The sequence below is a fragment of the Burkholderia sp. Ed8 genome, from assembly GCF_040761425.1.
Lineage (GTDB): Bacteria > Pseudomonadota > Gammaproteobacteria > Burkholderiales > Burkholderiaceae > Burkholderia > Burkholderia seminalis.
The window spans coordinates 2,578,827-2,600,606 of record NZ_CP142885.1 but is presented as its reverse complement, the minus strand read 5'-3'; the positions used below and the strand labels follow the sequence as shown (position 1 = coordinate 2,600,606).

21 protein-coding genes are annotated in these 21,780 nt (G+C 64.1%); 10 read left to right on the top strand and 11 right to left on the bottom strand.

The genetic code is table 11. The annotated features are described in order from the left end of the window. Positions 1 to 14 precede the first annotated feature (14 nt). The 4 genes from VXM69_RS11875 to VXM69_RS11860 form a co-directional block, all read right to left on the bottom strand. A complete protein-coding gene (locus tag VXM69_RS11875; RefSeq protein ID WP_083286646.1) occupies positions 15 to 1,340 on the bottom strand; it encodes an HlyD family efflux transporter periplasmic adaptor subunit in 1,326 nt (441 codons plus the stop codon). A 24-nt stretch (positions 1,341 to 1,364) separates the two neighbouring features. Then, complete coding sequence (locus VXM69_RS11870; protein ID WP_226252653.1) at positions 1,365 to 2,318, bottom strand: CPBP family intramembrane glutamic endopeptidase; 954 nt, start codon at positions 2,316 to 2,318, stop codon at positions 1,365 to 1,367. A 166-nt stretch (positions 2,319 to 2,484) separates the two neighbouring features. Next, on the bottom strand, positions 2,485 to 2,946 hold the full coding sequence (locus tag VXM69_RS11865; RefSeq protein WP_141727538.1) for a hypothetical protein: 462 nt from the start codon (positions 2,944 to 2,946) through the stop codon (positions 2,485 to 2,487). 110 nt (positions 2,947 to 3,056) lie between these two features. Continuing rightward, the gene (locus VXM69_RS11860) at positions 3,057 to 5,819 is read right to left on the bottom strand and encodes a PQQ-binding-like beta-propeller repeat protein (RefSeq protein ID WP_082744638.1); all 2,763 of its coding nucleotides are present in this window, start codon (positions 5,817 to 5,819) and stop codon (positions 3,057 to 3,059) included. A gap of 970 nt (positions 5,820 to 6,789) precedes the next feature. On the opposite strand from VXM69_RS11860, the gene VXM69_RS11855 reads away from it, so the two are divergent. The 3 genes from VXM69_RS11855 (at position 6,790) to VXM69_RS11845 (ending at position 10,153) form a co-directional block, all read left to right on the top strand. Continuing rightward, positions 6,790 to 8,079 (top strand): FAD-binding oxidoreductase, encoded by a 1,290-nt coding sequence (locus VXM69_RS11855; RefSeq protein WP_049035438.1) that lies wholly within the window; start codon positions 6,790 to 6,792, stop codon positions 8,077 to 8,079. A gap of 16 nt (positions 8,080 to 8,095) precedes the next feature. Continuing rightward, positions 8,096 to 8,653 carry a helix-turn-helix domain-containing protein gene (locus VXM69_RS11850; RefSeq protein ID WP_034189364.1) on the top strand — a complete coding sequence of 186 codons (558 nt, stop codon included), beginning with the start codon at positions 8,096 to 8,098 and terminating at the stop codon, positions 8,651 to 8,653. 153 nt (positions 8,654 to 8,806) lie between these two features. Continuing rightward, entirely contained in the window at positions 8,807 to 10,153 is a 1,347-nt protein-coding gene (locus VXM69_RS11845; RefSeq protein ID WP_124607681.1) for a glutamine synthetase family protein, read from the top strand. A 25-nt stretch (positions 10,154 to 10,178) separates the two neighbouring features. On the opposite strand, the gene VXM69_RS11840 is transcribed toward VXM69_RS11845, so the two are convergent. The 6 genes from VXM69_RS11840 to VXM69_RS11815 form a co-directional block, all read right to left on the bottom strand. Further along, positions 10,179 to 10,706, bottom strand: coding sequence for an N-acetyltransferase (locus tag VXM69_RS11840; RefSeq protein WP_124670265.1), 528 nt, complete (start codon positions 10,704 to 10,706; stop codon positions 10,179 to 10,181). A gap of 50 nt (positions 10,707 to 10,756) precedes the next feature. After that, positions 10,757 to 11,335 carry a hypothetical protein gene (locus VXM69_RS11835; RefSeq protein WP_124607770.1) on the bottom strand — a complete coding sequence of 193 codons (579 nt, stop codon included), beginning with the start codon at positions 11,333 to 11,335 and terminating at the stop codon, positions 10,757 to 10,759. Between the two features lie 62 nt (positions 11,336 to 11,397). Then, entirely contained in the window at positions 11,398 to 11,787 is a 390-nt protein-coding gene (locus tag VXM69_RS11830) for a lysozyme inhibitor LprI family protein (RefSeq protein ID WP_034189366.1), read from the bottom strand. Between the two features lie 54 nt (positions 11,788 to 11,841). Continuing rightward, entirely contained in the window at positions 11,842 to 12,606 is a 765-nt protein-coding gene (locus VXM69_RS11825; RefSeq protein WP_034189367.1) for an N-acetylmuramoyl-L-alanine amidase, read from the bottom strand. Positions 12,607 to 12,730: 124 nt separating this feature from the next. Beyond that, the gene (locus VXM69_RS11820; RefSeq protein ID WP_367188648.1) at positions 12,731 to 14,350 is read right to left on the bottom strand and encodes an FAD-dependent oxidoreductase; all 1,620 of its coding nucleotides are present in this window, start codon (positions 14,348 to 14,350) and stop codon (positions 12,731 to 12,733) included. Further along, complete coding sequence (locus VXM69_RS11815) at positions 14,350 to 15,864, bottom strand: polyamine aminopropyltransferase (protein ID WP_049033466.1); 1,515 nt, start codon at positions 15,862 to 15,864, stop codon at positions 14,350 to 14,352. Before VXM69_RS11815 ends, VXM69_RS11820 begins: the two co-directional genes overlap by 1 nt. Positions 15,865 to 15,985: 121 nt before the next feature. On the opposite strand from VXM69_RS11815, the gene VXM69_RS11810 reads away from it, so the two are divergent. Genes VXM69_RS11810 through VXM69_RS11785 form a run of 6 tightly spaced genes read left to right on the top strand, consistent with a single transcriptional unit; the run spans position 15,986 to position 19,869 of the window. Continuing rightward, entirely contained in the window at positions 15,986 to 16,372 is a 387-nt protein-coding gene (locus VXM69_RS11810) for a DUF350 domain-containing protein (RefSeq protein ID WP_034189370.1), read from the top strand. A 26-nt stretch (positions 16,373 to 16,398) separates the two neighbouring features. Then, positions 16,399 to 17,424: an SPFH domain-containing protein gene (locus VXM69_RS11805; RefSeq protein WP_069706815.1), complete on the top strand. Its 1,026-nt coding sequence runs from the start codon at positions 16,399 to 16,401 to the stop codon at positions 17,422 to 17,424. Between the two features lie 9 nt (positions 17,425 to 17,433). Then, on the top strand, positions 17,434 to 18,945 hold the full coding sequence (locus tag VXM69_RS11800; RefSeq protein WP_367188647.1) for a DUF4178 domain-containing protein: 1,512 nt from the start codon (positions 17,434 to 17,436) through the stop codon (positions 18,943 to 18,945). Further along, the gene (locus tag VXM69_RS11795; protein ID WP_155291822.1) at positions 18,942 to 19,091 is read left to right on the top strand and encodes a hypothetical protein; all 150 of its coding nucleotides are present in this window, start codon (positions 18,942 to 18,944) and stop codon (positions 19,089 to 19,091) included. Before VXM69_RS11800 ends, VXM69_RS11795 begins: the two co-directional genes overlap by 4 nt. Continuing rightward, a complete protein-coding gene (speD, locus tag VXM69_RS11790; protein WP_367188646.1) occupies positions 19,088 to 19,471 on the top strand; it encodes an adenosylmethionine decarboxylase in 384 nt (127 codons plus the stop codon). Before VXM69_RS11795 ends, speD begins: the two co-directional genes overlap by 4 nt. 44 nt (positions 19,472 to 19,515) lie before the next feature. Continuing rightward, positions 19,516 to 19,869, top strand: coding sequence for a hypothetical protein (locus VXM69_RS11785; protein WP_245169483.1), 354 nt, complete (start codon positions 19,516 to 19,518; stop codon positions 19,867 to 19,869). A 207-nt stretch (positions 19,870 to 20,076) separates the two neighbouring features. Here VXM69_RS11785 and VXM69_RS11780 read toward each other — a convergent pair whose 3' ends face one another. Further along, the gene (locus VXM69_RS11780; protein ID WP_034189375.1) at positions 20,077 to 20,529 is read right to left on the bottom strand and encodes an SRPBCC family protein; all 453 of its coding nucleotides are present in this window, start codon (positions 20,527 to 20,529) and stop codon (positions 20,077 to 20,079) included. Positions 20,530 to 20,720: 191 nt separating this feature from the next. On the opposite strand from VXM69_RS11780, the gene VXM69_RS11775 reads away from it, so the two are divergent. Next, positions 20,721 to 21,761 (top strand): bifunctional nicotinamide-nucleotide adenylyltransferase/Nudix hydroxylase, encoded by a 1,041-nt coding sequence (locus VXM69_RS11775; RefSeq protein ID WP_034189376.1) that lies wholly within the window; start codon positions 20,721 to 20,723, stop codon positions 21,759 to 21,761. Positions 21,762 to 21,780 lie beyond the last annotated feature (19 nt).

Here is a 21,780-nt window from a genome sequence, read left to right as displayed (position 1 = left end):
AGCGTGAACTGCGGTCAGGGTGAGCGGCGGGTTAGCGTGTACAGCGGTTCCAGTACCCATTCGTACAGCTTGCGCGTATCGAGCACTACGTCTGCGTCGACGCGCATCCCGTCCTGCAAGGGAATCGACTCGCCGTAGGCGTTGATGGTCTGTGAATCGAGCGCAACCGTAATCTGATACAGGTTCTCGGACCTGTCGGCATCGCCCGTTTCGGTTGCGGTCTGCAATTGCGACGGGCTCAAGGCGGTGCGAGCGATCTGCGTGACCTTGCCCGCGTAGGCCCCAAATTTCTGATACGGGAACGCTTCGTATCGCAATTCGACGGGCGCGCCGATCTTGACGAAACCGACTGCCTTGCTCGGCGCAAACAGTTTCACGTCGAGGCTCCCGCCTTGCGGCAGTAGCGACATCAAAGGTGTTGATCCGTTGACCGACTGGCCGGGACGAGTGAGCAGAGCCGTTACGGTGCCTGCGATTTGCGCCGGTATCGTGATTTCTCGGTTGGATTCGTTGTCAGCGATTTCGCCGTCCACCTGTAGCATTTGCCGACGGATCGAGTCCAGTTGGTTTTGTTCATCAAGCGGTGCATTTCGAAGATCAGCCTTAACCTGCGCGAGTTCCACTTGAGAGGCCGTACGTTGCTTTCGCAGGTCTTCGAGTTGCGCCTGACTCATCAGCATGCTTTGCTCATGCTGCTCGAATTCGGATTGGGACACCACATCGTCACGCCGCAATTGTTCGAACCGCGCACTGTCGATTTCTGCCAGCTTTGATCGCGCCTCAAGGGTCGTGATTTCCGTCTCCAGATGCCGAATACCCGCGCTCAGTTCGATGGCCTTCGCCTTGAGCATCGCAATGTTCTGTTCGACGATGCTTTGTATATGCCGCGAGTCGCCTTCCAGGCTGGAACGCCGCGCATTCAGTTCAACACCGATCTGCTGCCGCGAGTTGCCGCCAGCGATAGTGCGCTCTGTTGACACGACGACCAAAGGCCGGCCGACATTAACCACGTCTCCTTCGTTGACGAGCACGCGGATAACCGTGCCGACCGTTGGCGCGAATATCTCCGCCGCGCCGTTGTCGATCATGACCCGGCCTTGTACTTCCTCCTTTCGCGTGTACTCGCCGAAGATCATGAACAACACGACGGCGGTCGCGATTGCGAAGAACACGATGCTGGTCGTGAGGCTGCGTGCCGAACCCGTCAGCACAACCTCACCGAGCCATTGATGCTGACGAAATTCGAGCGCAGCGGGGCGGAATAGCAATGCACGGTTACTTTGCCGTGGCTGTTTCTCTTCCGGCTGCTCTGCGTTGGGGACGGTCGATGTCTCGCTCATGCTTATCTTGTTGTCAGCGGATGATCACACGCGCTGAGCATCGATGGCGCTTGCGGCTTCTTTAGATACAAACCAGCCGTTCGTCTTCTTCAAAAACCAGTACATCAAAGCGAAAGGCAGGACACCTTTGAGCATGGCAAAGACAACCGCGTCAGCTATCAGGACTGGATTGTTTACGAATCCGGACGTTGAAATTTGCGCATGTTGCTGCGCGTGGGAGAACAGGATCGGCAGCATCATTGCGCAGATGTTCATCATCGTATGCGCCCCGATCGACAGTTCCAGTCGTCGATCGCGTAAACTCAATGCAGAAAACCCAAGCGAGCAAAAGAACAGTGTCGTTTTGATGGGCCAGTCGTAATGTGTGTGGTAGATCGCGAAGAGGGCGGCAACGATTGCGACGACGATGAGCGGGGAACGCACATATTGCCCGAGCGTTTGCGTCAACCACCCACGGAAAAACAATTCCTCGGCGAACGCGAGAACGAGAATGCCGAGCCACGCGCCAAGCATCCCTAGAATCCGACCAAAACTTAGAATGTCCTGCAGCGGTTGAAGATGCCCGAACGGAAGCGTCCATGCGCCAATTCGAATCGACGTATAGATGGACATGACTAAGGCTGCTATCACGAAGGCAGGAAGATAAAGAACCGCGCCGAACAGGCAACGCCGAAGTCGGAAACGCAGGTCGACGGAAATCAGGGAGAGGTACGGGCGTCGCAAGACGATCTTGCATGCAAGCCAGAAGCCTATGATGCCCGTGGTGCTAGCTGTATTGGTGTACAGCGAGATAGCTGCCCGAGCGGCATCAAAATTCTTGAAATACAGCGTCCATCCTGAAAACATCAGGACTCCAAGCGTGCCGATGATACTGACGATCGCGCTAAGAAGGATCGTCGATGCTGTTGCTCGCCAATCAGTTCGGCCAAGCTTGGCAAGATCAATAAACGCACGCGCTATATTGTCTTCATTTTTCATGGAATTATGATCGAGTGAAACAATGGTTGCTTGCTTTTGGCGACGCAATTTTCGGTGCGCTGTGTGGTGCTATACCGATGAAGATAACGCGTCCAGTCGCGGGACCAGTAGCGCGCCGTCATTCATCGATCAGGCTTGGTTCATAGCCTGTACACCAGAGCGTTGCTTAGTGGTTGTGACCGCCGCCGCCGATACCGAGCCCGTGAGCGGCAGCGCCAACCGCGTATCCTGCGGCGAAACCAATCGGAGAAGATTGGAAGGAGCCGAGGTTGGCAGTTTCAGCCTGACCTAACGACAGACCCTGTTGCGCGGCGTCATATCCGGCAACGGCCGCACCGCCCCACGTGGACATTGATTCGTCCTGCAAGCCCTTCGTGGCTTCCGCGAGTTGACCGTTGTTTTCAGCCTGCCCGATGGCATCGTTGGCATCGGAGTTGAAGCCTGCGTCGGCCAACGACGTCGCGTCGCTGCCTACTGCCGAATCGGCTGCGGAATCACCGTCGCCGTCACCATCCCCGTCGCCATCGCCATCGCCGTATCCGCCACCATCACCATCGCCGTCACCGCCGCCATCACCATCACCACCAGCCACGTAGCGCAGCAAATCCAGATCGTCAATCGTTTGCATGTGATTCACTCCTGAAGTATGCGGGTTTGACGTCTACATCCACAATGGCACCCGCGCAGCCATTGATTCACAATCGGTTGTCGAAACAGCTGACGCGAAAAGGTTGTGCGTCAGGATTCCGAGCGTTGCAGCACTTGCGACGGCGGTTGCGTGTGCGCCTGCTCGATGAATGCGCCGCGCACTGGAAGGGGATTTGCGTCGTCTGCTATCGCCCACGTCAGGCAAGGAGCGACTTCCCAGGTTGAGGCCGGAATATCCGGCAGCGCCGCGATGAACGACTCTTCGTCCGTCCATCGATGCAATGTCGATACAGGCAAGAAAGCTTGCGTCTGATTGCCATTTCGGCATATCAGTGCATCCCGATCCATGCGGAAGTGACCGCGACAGCGCGAGCGATCAACAGGACGGCCTCTGAATATCAGTGACAGGAACATGTGCGATGCACCGGCACCTTGGTCCGGCAGGGACTGTTGCAGATCACGCAAGTTCGCCATCTTGGGTGCCGGCACAAGCTGCGTTGTGAACGCTGCATCCATGTACCGAGTGACGGCCAGAGCGGAAAGTCGATCTACCACGCCCGAGAGCGAATCTTCCAGCTCATCCTGCTTTCGCGGATCGAGCAACCACGACACGAAGCGCGTCAGTGTCGTCGCGTCGTATGGAAGCGGAACGCCATAGGCCGGCCACGACATGTCATCGGTCTGTCGTTTAACGGTATGACGGTAAAGCGTGTGCCCTTCACTGGGCGTCAGTTTGGCGTTGCGCAGCGCGTGCAGATACTGGCCGTGTTCGTTGCAGTATTCAGGGGAGTTCGGCAGCCCACCGCCGAGCTTGCCGCCTGCCGTTGCGCGCACGAGTATTCCGAATTTCTCGTGATCCAACTGATCGACTGCGACTTGCTCAAGCGGTCCGAACAGACTTACGCCAATGGCGGTATCGCGAAGCGAATCGACGGCCAGGTTCGCGCACGCCTTCGTCACCGCCACGATGACCGACAATTCCGGTGATAGGTCGCTTGAGTCGAACGTCCATTGACCGCCGCGCCCGATGCGCTGCAAAGTCGCGCGATTTCGCAGGCTCACGAAGACACCACCTTGCGGGAGAGCGCCGGTCAATTTGTATCCTAGCGGATCAGGCAGAGCGGTGCGATTCGCAATTGCATCGACAGCACGCCGCGCAAGCTGTAATGCGGTCACGTCGACCGTCGACTGCCCGTCTTGTGCTGGTTCGCGCACGACTGGCGGCGTCACGGACACGCCGTACAGGCGATTGGCCGTCGTCGCAACCGTGAGCATCTGATTAACCGCGTCATATTCGACGGCGGTTGTCACGGCATCAGGAAGCTGAAACACACCAGCGAGCGCAAACGTTTGAGGATCGATTGCACGTACGCGCCCGTTCGTGCTTCCGAACCAAATCCATGGGCCGATGCGGGCAGGAGACGAAAAAATCTTGGAGTGCGCGCCGATCTTCGCGATGCCTTCGCCGGTCGCCAAATCGATCACGTACAGGTACTTGTCCGTAGAGCCGCAGTAGGCGCGAGCGCCGTCGATCAGCGGTGTTGTGTAGACGGCGTTGCCGGTCTGGATGCAGAACTTCAGTTCGCCGCTATCGAGGCTTACGCCGCGAATGCCGCCGTCGAACGATCCGAACACGACTTGCCGGCGATCGGGATCGAGTGCGGGCGCATGCTTGACCGCGCCGTTCGTCTGAAATTGCCAACGGAGTGCGCCGGTACGTGCGTCGAGCGCCAGCAGAGCACCGTCGTTCGTGCCGCAGAGCACAAGCGAATCATCAGCGGCATAGAGCGGGGAGCCGTGGACGTAGCAACGGACCGGGCATTCCCAGACCTTGTGACCGGTTTCAGCGTCGATCGCGGCTATGCCGCCGCCTCGCGTTGGACTGGCGTATTCAACGCCGATAAAGACCAGATTCAGGTCTGATGCGTAGGCCGGTGAAGAGCCAATCCAATCGGGTTCGACGTATCGCCAGATTTCCCGGCCGCTTTGGGCACACAACGCGTACAGGTTACCGTCGTAGCCGCCGAAGAAAACGCGTCCGGGCGTCACGTACGGCGTAGACCAAATCCCTTTTGAGCGCGCCGCCTCGATCTTGAAACTCCAGCGCGTTTCGCCGCTTGCGCCATCGATGCAGCGCATTTCGCCGCTGTCGGTTCCGAAATAGATCAAGCCGCCTTGCGCGCGCGGTGCGGATTTCGGTACGACATAGTGGTGATTCGCGGAGGTCGCTTTGCTGAGCCAGCGCACGAGGAACGAAAGCTGCGTCGAATGGCTAGTCGGAACCGACAGTTTCAGGCCGAAATCACCTAGAACGTATGCGGACTCTACTGTAACGCCATGTCGCTTTTGCCAGCCCTCACCCGTATTGGACTGGTAGTCGATCACGCTCCACACTTTCCAGATGGGGCGATCAATTTCCGCTAATACAACGCGTGATTGTTCAATGCTCGCGCCGCTGTTGAAAATATCATCCACGAGCAGAATAGGTGCATCCGAAACCTCGCCTTCGATCGCGTTCATCCGGCCATAACGCTTACGCTCTTTGTGAATGATGAAGCCGCCGAGATGGTGCCCTTTGCGTGCGCCGGCCATAAGAATCGCAGCCACGAGCGGGACGGCGGCCATTTCCATGCCGCCGACCTGAAACGGCAGTTGATCCGCATAGCGATTCCAGAATAAATCCGCAAGCGTATCGAGTCCTTCCGAAGAAAGAAGGAGTGGTCGCAAATCGATCAGCCATTTAAGGGACTTTCCGCTTGACGATACAAGCTTGTATTTTGGTGCGCGAAATATGCATTTCGACTCAATTAAATTACGTAACGCGGCCCGCCTGTTCAGGTTGGAATCATTCATGGTTTTTTTGTCGGTCGATTATTTCACGTGTCCCCGCCGCGATTCGCCTGTACAGGCGGATTACATCAATCCCCATCGCACTATGTGGGATCTTGCGATCGCCAAGAATTTCAGTTATATTAACGAAAGATTGCGGATGCATTCCGCATTTGACGCTCGAAATCACCTGCGTGGAGTTCGAATTCTGCATTTCTCATACGAAGCAAAGTGAAGGTATTTTTAGAATATTTTCACGAATGAATTCATTGTGAATTTTTTATTGGTGGTATAGGTGAGATTATTCCGCGCGACAGAAGCTAAATATTAAATTTAGAGATAATAAAAAGCGCGGTCATCGAAATTAAATTCTCGTTGAAACCGATTTCAGTCGAGTGGGTGCTTTGGAGCGAACACGCCGGTGTTCGCAACCTGAGCGGCCTAAGAAGGCCCCTGACACGGTGTCTTTGTCTTATAAACGCGACAAAGTGCCGGATGCGTGATCGTCAACCTGGCATCAAATGAAAGGTCAGCGTGTCAGATTAATTTGACATAATTAACATGGCGCCGAAAAGTCTGTGGTAGCCATAGGGAATTCCGAGTTCTGTACGCGTGCACTCCTGGTCAGGTGTGTACCGCTGCACTGCAGGAGCGGGCGGTGGAGTAAGGAAACGCCGGCTTGATGCAGTCAACAGTCGCCCATACGCGACTTCAGCGCGCAGCAGCCGGTGCATCGGTCGGTGGTCGATCACGCTGTAGCGCCGAGGGCGTGTGGCGACCTCTTCAAGCTATTGTTTTATTGAGGAACATTCGCGGGCGTTCGCAGCCGGTGTGGGTCCTTGCAAGTTCCGATTTGAACGAAAAAAATTCCAAGTTGGATGCATCTCGACAGCCATGCCGGTTCATCCGACCGGGTTTCCGCCCGCTTGCTTCCGTGAAATTGCCGTGCTAATTTTTCATGAAATTTCTCGGCGTAATTTTCACGGGAGCGCGCATGTTCGTGCAGTCCGACCGTCACGTCGCAAGCTACTACGCCGGCACCTACCCGGCGCCGATCCCGCATCGTCCCGCACTGGACGAACGCATCGATGCCGACGTGCTCGTCGTCGGCGCGGGCTTCAGCGGGCTGCATACGGCGTTGCGCCTGGCGCTGGCCGGCAAGCGCGTGGTTGTGCTCGAAGCGAGCCGCGTCGCGTGGGCGGCGTCGGGGCGCAACGGCGGGCAGGCGCTGCTCGGCTGGTCGTGCGACATGCAGCCGCTCGAGGATTCGCTCGGCCGCGACGGCGCGCGCCTGCTGTGGGACAGCATGCGCTGGGCGGCGGCCGAGGTGCGCGAACTGCCGGCGCGGCACGGTTTCGACATCGACTACCGGCCGGGCAGCCTGTGGGCGGCCGTACGGCCGCGTCGCGTCGCGATGCTTGCGCAGGCGCGCGACGAGGCGGCCGAGCGCTGGGGCTACGACCGGTTGCGGGTGATCGGCCGTGACGAGCTGCCCGAATGGATCGGCGGCAAGCGTTATCTCGCCGCGCTCCACGATCCCGAGGCCGGCCACCTGAATCCGCTGAAGCTCGCGCTCGGCCTCGCACAGACGATCGAGCGCGCGGGCGGCCGTATCTTCGAGCAGAGCCGCGTGCTCGACTGCCGCGAGACGGCCGGCGGCCACGTCGCGCGCACGTTACGCGGCGAAGTGCGTGCCGACGTACTCGTGCTGGCGTGCAACGCCTACGTCGACCGCCTCGATCGCGAGCTTGCGCGCCGCCTGCTGCCGGTCGGCACCTACCAGGTCGCGACCGCACCGCTCGCGCCCGACGTCGCGCGTGCGCTGCTGCCGCAGAACAGCTGCGTGATCGACAACCAGTTCGTGCCCGACTACTTCCGCCTGAGCCCCGACAACCGGTTGCTGTTCGGCGGCGGCTGCACGTATCTCGGCGGAATTCCGGCCGATATCGCGGCGGCGACGCGGCCGCACCTCGAACGCGTGTTCCCGCAACTGGCCGGCGTGCCGCTCGACTACGCATGGGGCGGCCATATCGACATCAGCATGCGCCGCACGCCTGACATCGGCCGACACGGGCAGCGTTTCTGGCTGCAGGGCTTCTCGGGGCACGGCGTGCTGCCGACGCTGGCCGGCGCGCGCGCGGTGGCCGACGCCGTGCTCGGCGACGAACGCCTGCTCGCGCAGTACCAGCGCATCCGCAACCCGCGTTTTCCCGGCGGCGACCGGCTCGCCGCACCGCTGGAAGCGATCGGCAAGGCCTGGTACCGTTTGCGCGATACCGTCTGACCCACCGGAACCCGTCATGAACGAACAGGAAGAGATAGAAAGTCTGGCGATCCTGATCCGCGACCTGCGCAAGCACCGCAAGGTCACGCTCAACGATCTGGCTGAACGGATCGGCCGCTCGGTCGGCTTTCTGTCGCAGGTCGAGCGCGGGCTGTCGCGCCCGACGGTCGCGGATCTCACCGCGATCGGCGAGGCGCTCGGCGTGCCGACCACGTACTTCTACAGCCTGAGCAAGCCGCGCAGCGTGCCGTGGGTCACGCGGCCCGACGAAAGGCGCACCGTGTATTACGCGGCCGGCATCACCGATATTCTCGTGTCGCCGAACATGCGCTCGCGCTTCTCGATCCTTGAGAGCCATCTCGCGCCGGGCGCGAGCAGCGGCGAGCGGCCGGTCGACGACAGCGACGAGCAGGGCGGTTTCGTGCTCGAAGGAGAGCTGACGATCTGGATCGACGGCGACGACACGCCGGTCACGCTCGGCCCGAACGACGCATTCCAGTTGCCCGCGCACAAGCGCTTCCGTTACGCCAACCTGACCGACGTGCCGACGCGCGTGATCTGGGTATTCACCTGAGTGGTCGGCGGGGCACGCGGTGTTACGGGCCGCCGCGCCACGCAGCCTGTTTGCAGTACTGATTGAAATGCGGCGTGCAGGATCACGCGTGCCGCGCGAATCCGGTTCGCCGCGTCGCGGCACCGCCATACCAGGACATGGAAAGGATGAGACATGGCTGACGTCGTTCCCGCGCTGGTCGATGAAGTCCGCGCGTTCCGGCAGGCGCACCCCGAGATCCGTTATGTCGACCTGATCTGCCTCGATTTGCCGGGACACTTCTACGGCAAGCGTTACCCGATCGATGCGCTCGAAAAGGTCGCGGCCGGTTCGCTGCTTAAGCTGCCGCAGAACTGCGTGCTGCTCGGCACGCAGGGCGGCCTCTACAAGATCGGCGACTACTGCTTCAACGACGGCGATCCCGACGCGCCGCGCCGCTTGATTCCCGGCACGCTGAAGCCGGTGCGCTGGGAGCGGCAGCCGCTCGCGCAGATGCTGATCAGTTCCGACGGCACCGATGCGCCGATCGAGTTCGAGCCGCGCGAGGTGCTTGCGCGCGTGCTGCGGCGGTTCGCGGCGCGCGGCATCCGGCCTGTCGTCGCGTTCGAGCTCGAGTTCTACCTGTTCGCCGCGCAGCTCGCGGAAGGGATGCCGCAGTATCCGCGCGACCGGTTGAGCGACGACCGCGACGATCAGCCGAACATGCATATCGAGCGCCTGTCGCGCTTTTCCGACGTGCTGCACGAGATGGTCGATGCCGCGCGCGAGCAGGGTGTCGACGCGACGGTGATCACCGCCGAGCTCGGGCCCGGCCAGTTCGAGATCAATTTCGGCCACACCGACGACGCGCTGCGCGCGGCCGACTGGTCGGCGCTGTTCTGCCGCAGCACGCGCGGCGTCGCGTTGCAGCACGGCTATCGCGCGAGCTTCATGGGCAAGCCGTACCTGCATGCGCCGGGCAGCGGGATGCACGTGCACGTGAGCCTGTACGACGACGCGGGGCGCAACCTGCTCGCGGCGGACGGGCAGCGGCCGTTGCGGCATGCGGTGGCCGGCTGCCTCGCGTTGCTGCCGCACTGCATGCCCGTGTTCGCGCCGAATCACAATGCGTTCCGGCGCTACGGGTCGATGGTGAACGCGGCGAGCCGCGCAAGCTGGGGCTTCGAGGATCGCGATGCATGCATCCGGATTCCGGAGTCGGATACCCGCAACCTGCGGATCGAACACCGGCTCGCGAGCGCGGATGCGAATCCGTATCTGGTGCTCGCGGCGATCCTGTCGGGGATGGAACACGGGCTCGACGCGCGGATCGAACCGATCGCGCCGCTCAACGAGGATCGCGGCAGCGGGATCGATTTTCCGAAGGAGATGCTGTCGGCCGTCGCGGCGATGCAGGATCATCCGGCCGTGCGCGAAGGGCTCGGCAGCGAGTTCGTGATGGTGTATTGCGAGAACAAGCGGCAGGAAGAGCTGGATTTTCGCAATGAAATCGGCGCGCGGGAGTATCGGTGGTTTCTTTGACGGCCGTGCCGGCGGCTAGAGCCGGTCAGGGAAGCGCGCGCCAGTAGCGCACCTCCTCGATCGGCGTCCCGTCGATCTCGAACGTCTTGATGTCGTCTTCGGCGACGAAGCCTTCGCGTTCGTAGAATGCCCTGGCCCGGCGGTTCTTGATCAGTACCCACAGCGACACCCAGGCATGGCCGGCATCATGCAGCGACCGGCACGCATGATCGACCAGCGCCGCGCCGATGCCTTGCCCGCAATGCGACGGATTCAGATAGATCGCTTCGATTTCGCCCCACGCGCGATCCTTGTCGGTGTCGCGGGTCGGACCGTAGGCGATCCAGCCCGTCAACGCGTTTCCCGAGAGCGCAAGCGCGACGCACGGCCGTCCTGCGTCGAGTGCATAACGCCACCCGGCCGTGCGCTTTTCGATCGACAGGCCGGCGAGGAACGGAGCCGGCATGATGTCCGTGTAGGTCGCTTGCCAGGATGCGACGTGGATGCCGGCAATGGCGGGCGCATCGGCGGCGGTGGCGGCGCGGATGTCGATCGTCGTCGTGTTCGGTGCCATGCGTACCTCGCCTGATCGTGTGCCGTGCGCAGCGTTGCCCTGCACGGAATTCATTCCGCCGGATCCAGGCTGCTGTCGATGGCGAAACTGTAGCCGAGATCCACGTGTGACGCGTCGCTCGGCGTGTCGGTTTTCTTCAGCACGAACTCGAACGCGGGTTCGAACCAGCCGTTGCGCGGCACTTCGCCACCGAGGACTTCGACGTCGTACCAGCCGTTGTCGAGGTCGATCACGGGCCGGCCCGGTTCGCGATAACGCGCCAGCAGCGCGTTCACCGATTCGTCGTTGAAGCGTTCGAGAATGCGCCACGTGTAAAGCATCACCGAACGGTGTTCGACGCGCAGCACGTATCCGCCGCGCCGATGCTGCAGACGGCTTCCCGCCTTCAGCAGTTCGGGCGTGTCGTCGTCCAGCGTGAAGATGACCGTATACGGATGGTTCTCGATACCGGCCAGCGGAATGACGACGCCTTCGAGCACGGCGTTGTCGCCGCTGTCGCCGGTCGTGAACGCGGACGCGACGTCATCCGGCAGCCGATGTGTTTCCTTGTAGCGCTTCAGCAGCAGAAGATCGCCGACGAGGAAACAGTCGATCAGGTCGTTGAGGACTTCGGAGAATTCATGCCGCATCGTCGTGTCTTCCAAAGGCGGCGTGCCGCGACCTGCACGGCGGCACACCGCGTCCGACGAGCTTACTCGCCGAGCTTCGACGTCACGCACCCCGTGCTCGAGCATTCGCGCTCACGCTCGCGCAGGAACGACAGCCGCGACTGCGTCATGTCGTTCGCGCACTGGATATCCACGAGGTAGCTGTTGTTGCGCGTTTCGCTGCACTGCGCATCGCGCTGCTTCAGCCACGCGAGCTGGCCGGCCTTCAGCGCGGCCTGCTGGTCGCCGCTCAATTGCTTGCGCAGGCGACCGTACTCGTCGTTGAGATCGCGATCGGATTGCGAGAACTGCGTGCTGGTGCAGTACACCTGGTCGAACGCGCTGCGCGGCTTCCCGCAGCCAGCCGCCTGTGCGGCGAACGGAACGGCGAGCGCGAGCAGCGCGCAGGATGCGAACAGCGTCTTCTTTTTCATCGTGATGCTCCTGGCTGGGTGAAAACCGTTGAACCCGACGGGCGAACCCGTCATTTATTGCAGCGTCGTGCACGCGTCGATCCCGCCCGCGATCGCGGCGGACAGGCGCTGGATCGTCTCGCGCCGCGCGAGCCGTGCCTCTTCGTCCGGATTGACGATCACGCCGGCTTCGACGAGCACGGCCGGAATCGGCGCGGTGCGCAGCACGACGAGATCGTCGAAGCGGTGGATGCCGAGTGACGGGTCGATCAGCGGGCGGTTTTCGCCGCGGATCGGCTGCGCGTGATACAGCGACGGCCGTTCGCCGGCCGCGACCAGGCGTTCGGCGATCGCCTTCGCGCAACGCAGGCTTTCCGCGTAGCGCGGATTGCGTTCCGACACGAACACCGAGAAGCCGCGGAATTCGCGCTGCCGGCCCGCGTCGATGAACTGCTGCTGCATCGAGTCGTGATGGATCGACACGAACAGGTTCGCATCCGGCGCCTGCGTCGAGCGTTGATCGAGCTTGATCTCGCGGCCGTCGGCCGACGTGCGCAGCACGCGGTCGCCGTGCGCGGCGAGCCTGTCGGCGACCGCGCCGGACAGGTCGAGGTTGTACAGGTATTCGACGCGGCCGCTCGCACCCGTGGAGCCGGGGTGCGCGGGCGTATGGCCGGTGTCGACGACGATGTAGCGCCCGGAGGCCGCCTCGGTGCCGGTGGTGCCTGCGGTGCCGGCCGCATGCAGCGCGGGCGGCGCGCCGAGCAGCGGGACGCACGCGAGCACGCGCGCGGCGGCGCGCACGAACGGGCGAAGGCGTCGATGGATTCGGTTCGTCATTGTTGTTGTCGCGGAGGACATACGGTGCGTCGCACGGTGCGGCACCGTCGGCCTGCTCGATGCAGTCGGAATGTCGCGCGATTATAGCGTTTGGCGGCGGTACCGCAATGACGGACGACGGTGGTCAGGCGAGCATGCGCCGGGCCGCGAGCATGCCCCAGTACGACGCTTCCTCGAACAGCGACAGCCCGGACAGGTCGGCATGCGCGAACACGACCGGGCCGTCGGCGTCGCGCAGCGCAAGCAGGCCCGGCCGGCTCAGGAAGCCGACGTCGGGTGTCGCCATCGCATGGCCGCGCACGGTGATTTCGAGCGCCGTCGCATGCTTCCAGAGTTCGCGTCCGTAGACGGCCTGCAGGTCGATCGCGGCCTGTTCGCGCAACGCATCAGGCTTGGCGTCGGCAAGCCAGCGGCGCGTGTCGTCCGGCGTTTGCGTACTCAACGCCTGATAGGCGGAGAACACCGAACGCGTCGGCGGCGACATCCGGATCAGCTGGTGGGTCGACACGACATAGCCGAGCGCCGCGCCGTCGTAGACGACGTTGTCCCACGCGAGCGGCACACCGGCCGCTTCGGCCGGCATGCCGTCGAGCAGGAAGTTGGAGACGAGCCAGGGCGCGCGCGGCGGCAGGTCGCGCGCGGGTTCGAAGCCATACGCGGCAAGCTGCGGAAACACGCGCGCCGCGACGAACAGCGGCATCGCGCAGACGACGCGCCGCGCTTTCAGCGTGAACGTCGACAGCGTGCCGTGCTCGCCGAGGTGCGCGCACAGTACGTCGACGCCGCCCGCGCGCTCGGTCGCGCGCACCGCGAACCCTTCCCGCGACCACGCGTTCGAGCCGGTGCGTGCGGTGATCGAATCGCCCAGCTTCGTCACCATCGTGTGCAGCCCGTCGGGCCAGGTCAGCACCGCGCCGTCGCCCGCATCGCCCGCATGGCCGCCGCGCGACGAGAAATAGTGGAGGCCGGCCCAGGCCGATACATGCTCGTAGCCCGCGCCGTAGTCGTCGCGACAGCAGTAGTTCAGGTACCAGTGCAGCGCCTTCGCGGTGTAGCCCTCGTCGAGCAGCCACTGGCGGAACGAACGCCGGTCGAGCGCGCGCCAGCGCGGGTCGCGCGACGATTCCGCGAGCGGGATGCAGAACACCTTGCGGCCGTCGGCGCCGCGCGCGGTCCGCAGGCCGTCCGTGTACGCGAAGAACTTCGCCTGCTGCGCGAGCGCGTCGGGGTCGAGGCCGGCGGTCGGCACGATGCCGTCCTGCCACTGGCCGGCGATGAAGAGCCGCTCGTCCGGCGCATGGACGAGCGCGCGTTCGTCGTACACCGGGCGGGCGGAGAACGGCGCGGATTCGATCACGCCGAGATCGGCGAGCATGTCGCGCAGATGCGTGGATTCGAGCGACGGCAACGGCAGGTAGTGCGCGCCTTTGGGATAGCCGAGTTCGCCGAAGCGCCCGCCGGCCGCATTGCCGCCGAATTCGGGCCCCGCGAGCACCGTGAAGCGCTTGTGGCCCGCGCGGGCGAGCTGCCATGCGCACGACAGTCCGGCCGCGCCGGCACCGAGGATCGCGACATCCGTGTCGATCGTGCCCGACGGCGGCGGCAGCGCGGCATGATCGCGCAACGCGTGGCCTTCGCGCATGCCGGGGTAGCCGACGCGCGGCGTCGTCTCGATCCAGCCGGTGCGGCCGCATGCGGCGAGCGACGCGGCCGCCGACGCAAGGAGGAACGTGCGGCGGTCCATCAGCGCAGCACGTGTTTCCAGTCGTCGTCGAAGCGGCGCACGAGCGGCTGGTCGTTGAGTTCGTTCGGCGACATCGGCAGCGCCGGCATGTCGGCCGGGAAGTGGAACATCTCGGCGGCCGTCTGCGCATCGAGCCAGCGGGTCGGCACCGAGTAACGCGTCGGCACCGTGAAGTCGCGGCGCTTGCCGGCGATCACGAAGCCCCAGTCGCCGAACGACGGCACGTAGCAGTGGTACGGCCACGTGTTGAGCCCGGCTTCGTGCAGGGTCGCGATGATGGTCCAGTACGCGTGCGGCGCGAAGTACGGCGACGTCGACTGGATCACCGCATAGCCGTTCTCCGACAGGTGGCGCGCAAGCAGGCGGAACACCGGCACCGAATACAGGCGGCCGAGCCCGAAGTTGGTCGGATCGGGAAAGTCGACGACGATCGCGTCGTACACGTCGGCGTTCGATTCGAGCCAGCGTACCGCATCGTCGTTGATCACACGCACGCGCGGATCCTTCAGCGAGCCCTGGTTCAGCCTGACGAGCGGCGCGGACGTCGAGAACAGTTTCGTCATCGCGGGGTCGAGATCGACGAGCGTGATCTGTTCGAGGTTGCGATGCTTGAGCAGTTCGCGCACGGCGAGCCCGTCGCCGCCGCCAAGCACGAGCACGCGCTTCGCCCACGGCAGCGCCTCGATCGCCGGATGGATCAGCGCTTCGTGATAGCGATGCTCGTCGCGCGACGAGAACTGCAGGTTGCCGTTCAGGTACAGCCGCAGGTCGTCGTGCCACTGCGTGAGCACGATGCGCTGGTACGGCGTCGTTTCCGAATAGATCGTCTCGTCGCCGTACACGCCGTGCTCGGCCCAGTGCGTGATGCGGTCCGACAGGGCGAAGCCGGCGACGAGCAGCCCGATCACGAGCGACGCGCGCATCAGCTTGCCGCGCACGTTGCGGATCTCGTCGCGGAACAGGTGTGTCGTCCACAGCGCGACGCATGCGTTCAGGAGGCCGAACAGGAAGCTCGTGCGCAGCAGGCCGAGGCGCGGCGCGAGCACGAGCGGAAAGATCAGCGACACGGCGAGCGAGCCGAGGTAGTCGAAGGTCAGCACTTCGCTGACGGTATGACGGAACGCCTGGCGCCGCTGCTGGAACGCACGCATCACGAGCGGGATCTCCATCCCGATCAGCAGGCCGAGCGCGAGCACGAGCGCGTAGAGCGCCGCGCGGAACGGCGCGGCGAGCCACGCGAATACCGCGAACAGCAGCGCGGCCGACACGCCGCCGAGCAGGCCGACGAGCAGCTCGATATCGACGAAGCGGTCGAGCACGTCGTCGTCCTCGACGAACTTCGCGAGCCACGAGCCGATCCCCATCGCGAACAGGTAGCAGCCGATCACCGACGAGAACTGCAGGATCGAATCGCCGAGCAGGTAGCTCGACAGCGCGCTGCTGATCAGTTCGTAGCCGAGCCCGCACGACGCGAGCACGAGAATCGACAGGACGAGCGCGCGCTTATGCAGCATGGCGCGTCCGTTGTGCAGCGATCGGCAATGTGGATATACTGGCGCGGAATTTTGACCGCTGGCCCCGCGCGGGCCGGCCGGCGACGGGGCGGCGAACCGAGCACAAAATCCGAGGGAAAGAATGAATAGTGCCTATCTCTATGCGGTTCATTTACTGTCGGCGTTCGTGCTGCTTCTTGTGTTCGCGGCAGTGTACCTGAAGGTCACCCCGTTCGACGAACTGGCGCTGATCCGCGACGGCAACGCGGCCGCGACGCTGTCGTTCGGCGGCGCGCTGATCGGTTTCTGCCTGACGCTCGCATCCAGCATCGCGCACAACTCGACGCTTGGCGAAGTCGTGGTCTGGGCCGTCGGCGCGATGATCGTGCAACTGATCACCTATGCGGCGCTGACGCGCCTGATGCCCGGCATGAATCATGCAATCGAGGATCGCAACATCGCGATGGGCGGCCTGATGGGCACCGCGTCGCTCGTCGTCGGCATCATCAATGCCGCCTGCCTGACCTGACGCGCCACGCGTCCGAGGAAACCGACATGAGTCTGGGTTCATTCATCCGCAAGCAGTTCATCGACGTCCTGCAATGGACGGAAGACACCGACGGCGTGCTGGCCTGGCGCTACCCGATGGAAGACCAGGAGATCCAGTACGGCGGCAAGCTGACCGTGCGCGAAACGCAGGTCGCGATCTTCGTCAACGAAGGCAAGGTGGCCGACGTGTTCCAGCCGGGGTTGTACACGCTGGAAACGAATACGCTGCCGGTGCTGACGTACCTGAAGAACTGGGACAAGTTCTTTCAATCGCCTTTCAAGTCCGATGTCTACTTCTTCAGCACGCGCTTGCAGCTCGGCCGTCGCTGGGGCACCGCGCAGCCGGTGACGATCCGCGATCGCGAGTTCGGCTTCGTGCAACTGCGTGCGTTCGGGATCTACTCGTACCGGATCGTCGACGCGGCCGCGTTCCACCGCGAGGTGAGCGGCACGCGTGCGCAGTACACGGTCGACGATCTTGAGCAGCAGTTGCGCAACCTGGTCGTCACCGCGATGAGCACGACGTTCGGCTCGGCCGACGTGCCGTTCGTCGACATGGCCGCGAACCAGTCGCTGCTGTCGCAGCGCGTGGCCGAGGCGCTGGTGCCGGTGTTCACGCGCTACGGGCTCGCGCTCGACGCGTTCGCGGTGGAAAGCGTGTCGCTGCCGGCCGAGCTGCAGAAGGCGCTCGACCTGCGGATCGGCGCGGGGATGGCCGGCGATCTCGCACGCGCCACGCAATACCAGACGGCGCAGGCGATTCCGCTCGCCGCGCAAAACCCGGGCGGCATCGCCGGGGTCGGTGCGGGCCTGGCCGCCGGCGCGGCGATCGGGCAGGCGATGGCCGGCCAGATCGCGGGCGCCGCGCAACCGGCGCCGCCCGCACCGCCCGCGCCCGCCGCCGCGCCGGCAGAGGGTACCGACTACGTGCAGCGGCTCGAGCAGCTGAAGGCGCTGTTCGACAAGGGCCTCGTGACCGAAGACGAATATTCGCGCGCGAAGGCCGAGATCCTCGCGAAGCTCACCCGGTAAGCCTCGCGCATGTTCAGTACCTCGTGCCCCCAGTGCGGCGCGCCGGTCGAGTTTCGCTCGGCGGCGGCCGTGATGGCCGTCTGCGCGTTCTGCCGCAGCACGCTGCTCAAGCGCGGCGCCGACGTCGAGCGGATCGGCGAGCTGGCTACCGTGATCGACGATGCGTCGCCGATCCAGATCGGTACGGCCGGGCGCTACGGCAAACGTGCGTTCACGGTGCTCGGCCGCATCCAGATGACCTACGACGCCGGCGCGTGGAGCGAGTGGTACGTCGTGTTCGACGACGGCGCGTTCGGCTGGCTGTCGGATGCGTCGGGCCAGTACGCGGTCACGGTGCGCGAGCCCGACGATGCATCCGGCGGCGCGTGGCCCGCGTTCGGCACGCTCGAGCCGGGCATGCGGATCGACCACGGCGGCCGGGCGTATCTCGTGTCCGACGTGCGTACCGCGCGTTGCACGGGCGGCGACGGCGAATTGCCGTTTCGCGTCGACGCCGGCTGGGAGGCGCGCGTCGTCGACCTGCGGACCGGCAATGCATTCGCGACCTACGACTATTCCGACGCCGATTCGAACGGCGGCAGTCCGGCCGTCTATACGGGCGAAGCGCTGGAATTCGATGCGCTCGCATTCACCGGGCTGCGCGATACCGAACACGACACGCGCGAGAAGCGCGGCGCGGAGATGGTGCCGTTCGCGTGCCCGAGCTGCGGCGCGCCGCTGACGTATCTGCCGAACGTGGCCGACTACGTCGTGTGCGGCAGTTGCCACGCGGGCGTGCAATGCACGGCCGAGCAGCAGACCGTGTTCGCCGCGCAGCGCAAGCTCGATGCGGTGAAGGGCGCGCTGGAACTCGGCGCGATCGGCACGTTCGACGGCGTGAAGTACACGGTGATCGGCATGATGCGGTGCCGCGTGCCGGGCGACGCCGAGACCTGGGACGAATACCTGCTGCTGAACCCGAAGCGCGGCTTCCTGTGGCTCGTGCAGAGCGAAGGGCGCTGGGAGCGCGTGCAGGTGCTCGACCAATGGCCGACGATCGGCGGCGAGTCCGACGTGATCGACGGCGGCAAGACCTACCGGCTGCGCGAGGCATACGACTCGGAGGTCGTCTACGTGGTCGGTGCGTTCAACTGGCGCGTGCAGGTGGGCGATCGCACGTCGATCGTCGACTATGGCTGGCAGAAGGACAAGCTGACGCGCGAGCGCAGCGACGCGGAAATCGTCTGGTCGCGCGCACGGCCGCTGTCGGGCAGCGCGCTTGCCGAACGTTTCGGCACGCCGGCGCTGGCGACGGCGGCGGCCGCTTCAGGCGCGGCCGCATCGACGGGCCTGTTCGGCGGGAAAGGTCCGCACAGTTTCGCGCCGCTGCCGTGGGTGTTCAGCGCATTGCTCGTGATCTTCAACATGGGATCGCTGTTCGCGTTCAGCGGCCGTACCGTCTACGTGCTGATCGGCCTGCTGGTGCTGTGGCTGCCGGAATGGCTGTGGAAGGGTTTTGCGTCGGACGGGGGCAAGTCGTGATCCGGTACATCCTCTACGGCATTTACGGCCTGATCGTCGTCACGCTGTTCAGCTGCGCATCGATCGGCGGCAGCGGGTCGGGCGGCAGCGGCTGGGGCAGTTCGTCAGCCCGCAGCGGCTACTCGTCGTACGGGTCGCACAAATGACCGCGCGCGACGGGATCGAGCCGCCACGCGCGATGCTCGGCTCGCACGTGCTGGCCGACCTGGCCGGCGCCGACGCGGCGTTGCTGCGCGACGCGGCACGGCTCGAAGCGATCCTCACCGACGCCGCGCAACGGGCCGGCGCGCGCGTGATCGGCGCGCATTTCCATCACTTCGGCGGCGCGCACGGCGTGACGGGGGTCGTGCTGCTCGCCGAATCGCACATCACGATCCATACGTGGCCCGAGCATCGCTTCGCGGCCGTCGACGCGTTCATGTGCGGCGCGGCGCGCGCGGCCGAAGCCGTCGACGCGATCGCCGCGGCGCTCGGCACGCACGCGCAGGTCCGTCAGCAGGTGGCGCGTGGCGGGGCGTTGACCTGAAAGGGCGTTGCCCAACCGTTATCGACATGCTCAAAAGAACCGGAATGACCGCATCGATCGGCCTGGCCTGCTTCGTTGGCAACGTTGCCGCGCAGTCGCCGCCAAAAACGCCCGGGCCGGTCGTGATGATCCACTTCGACTACGACGCGAAGGACGACGCACGCCTTCACCGGCTCGAGCAACGGCTCGATCGCGCGGTGCGGCGGGCGGGGGCCGGTGAACTCGGCGAGACCGAGCTCCATCGCGACGGCAACGACGGCTACCTGTATTTCCATGGCGCCAGCGCCGACCGCCTGTACGCGATCGCGCGCCCGATCCTGAAATCGTCAGGATGGCTGACCGGAATGGAAGTGACGTTGCGCCGCGAATCGGGCACCGAAGCGTTCGTGACGCGTTAGCGGTCGAACCGGACGTCGACACGCGGTACAGGGTCGCGGCCGGCGTGAGAACAACGCAAATGCCGAACACGATCATCTCCTCATCAGGTGGGCCGACGGCTGTCACGCAGCCGTCATGTGACGTTGCCGCACGCGGTTCGGGATATCGGGCTCCCCGGATCGTGTTCGTGTCGATACCGTGACAGGGCGCGTGCGCGGCTCCCGCGGTCAGTGCGGCAGCGCTTCGGCTTCGGCCCAGCGCTTGAACGAATCGAGACGCCGGCGCGTCTGCACGAGATAGAACGCACCGATCAGCGGCTCGAGCAGCCAGCGCAGCCAGGACGGCTGCGCGCGGAAGTTGTACGTGAACTTCACCTCGGTCGACCCGGGCGTGTGTTCGGTGAAGTTCCAGCTGCCGCTGAAGCGTTCGAGCACCTTCGGCCCTTCGACCATTTCGACGGCGGCGACCTGCGGCGGACGGTACGAGATGTAGCGCGACACCATCGTCGCGCCCGACTGGCTGCGGCAGAATGCGTCGACGCCCACGTTGGCCGTGGTCCCGTCGAGCAGGTAGGCGTCGGTGAGGAAGCTGTCCCACACGAGCCGCCGCGCATAATCCTGCGACCACGTGAAGAGGCGCCTGCGATCGACGCCGACGGTCCGGCTGACTGAGATCCTCATGATGGCGGGCGCGAAGGCGTGGATTGGGATGCAATCGAGTGTACCCCGCCAATAACCTGCGTTTCGTCATACTTCGTCAAGTCGAGCATGCGCTCGACTGCGTGTGATTGACGCACCTCGGGATTTCCCCTAGGATTCATTCCAACCCTTCGGGACAGACCCGGAGCGTTTCAATCTCTTGAGGGAGCCTCATGAGTACGCAACAGAACCGGCGCTTCGACGCGCTCGTTTTCATTGGTCGTTTCCAGCCTCCGCATCGTGGTCACCTGAACGTGCTGAAGTCGGCACTGAGCCGGGCCGAGCGCGTGTGCGTGCTGATCGGGTCGACCGACAAGCCCCGCACCATCAAGGATCCGTTTTCGTTCGACGAGCGCCGGCAGATGCTGGCTTCGCTGCTCGACGCGTCCGAGCGCGACCGCGTGACGATCGCGCCGCTGCAGGATTCGACGTACAACGACGGCGACTGGGTGCGCTGGGTGCAGGAGGCCGTGGCCGTCACGCTCGGCGATGTCGCGCAGCGCAAGGTCGGGCTGATCGGCCACGAGAAGGACGCCACGTCGTATTACCTGCGGATGTTCCCGCAATGGGAGCTCGTCGACGTCGATGCGACGGAAGACATTTCCGCCACCGAGATCCGCGACCAGTATTTCGCCGAACGCACCAACAGCTTCGTGCAGTGGGCCGTGCCGGAACCCGTGTTCGGCTGGCTCGAGCGCTTTCGCACGCAGCCGGAATTCGCGCAGCTGAAGTCGGAAGCCGAATTCATCGCCGCGTATCGCAAGGCGTGGGCGGCCGCACCGTATCCCGTCACGTTCGTGACGGTCGACGCGGTGGTCGTGCACTCGGGCCACATCCTGCTGGTGCGTCGCCGCAGCGAGCCGGGGCGCGGCCTGTGGGCACTGCCGGGCGGGTTCGTGAACCAGGACGAGCGGCTCGACGCGGCCTGCATCCGCGAGCTGCGCGAGGAAACCGGCCTCAAGCTGCCCGAGCCCGTGCTGCGCGGCTCGATCAAGGATCGCCAGGTATTCGATCATCCGACGCGCTCGCTGCGCGGCCGCACGATCACGCACGCATGCCTGTTCAACTTCCCGACCGGCGAACTGCCGCGCGTGAAGGGCAGCGACGACGCCGACAAGGCGCGCTGGGTGCCGCTCAACGAGTTCGCGCAGATGCGCAACGTGATGTTCGAGGATCACTTCGACATCGCGTACCACTTCCTGGGGAAGCTGTGATCCGCTGATTCCCCGCATT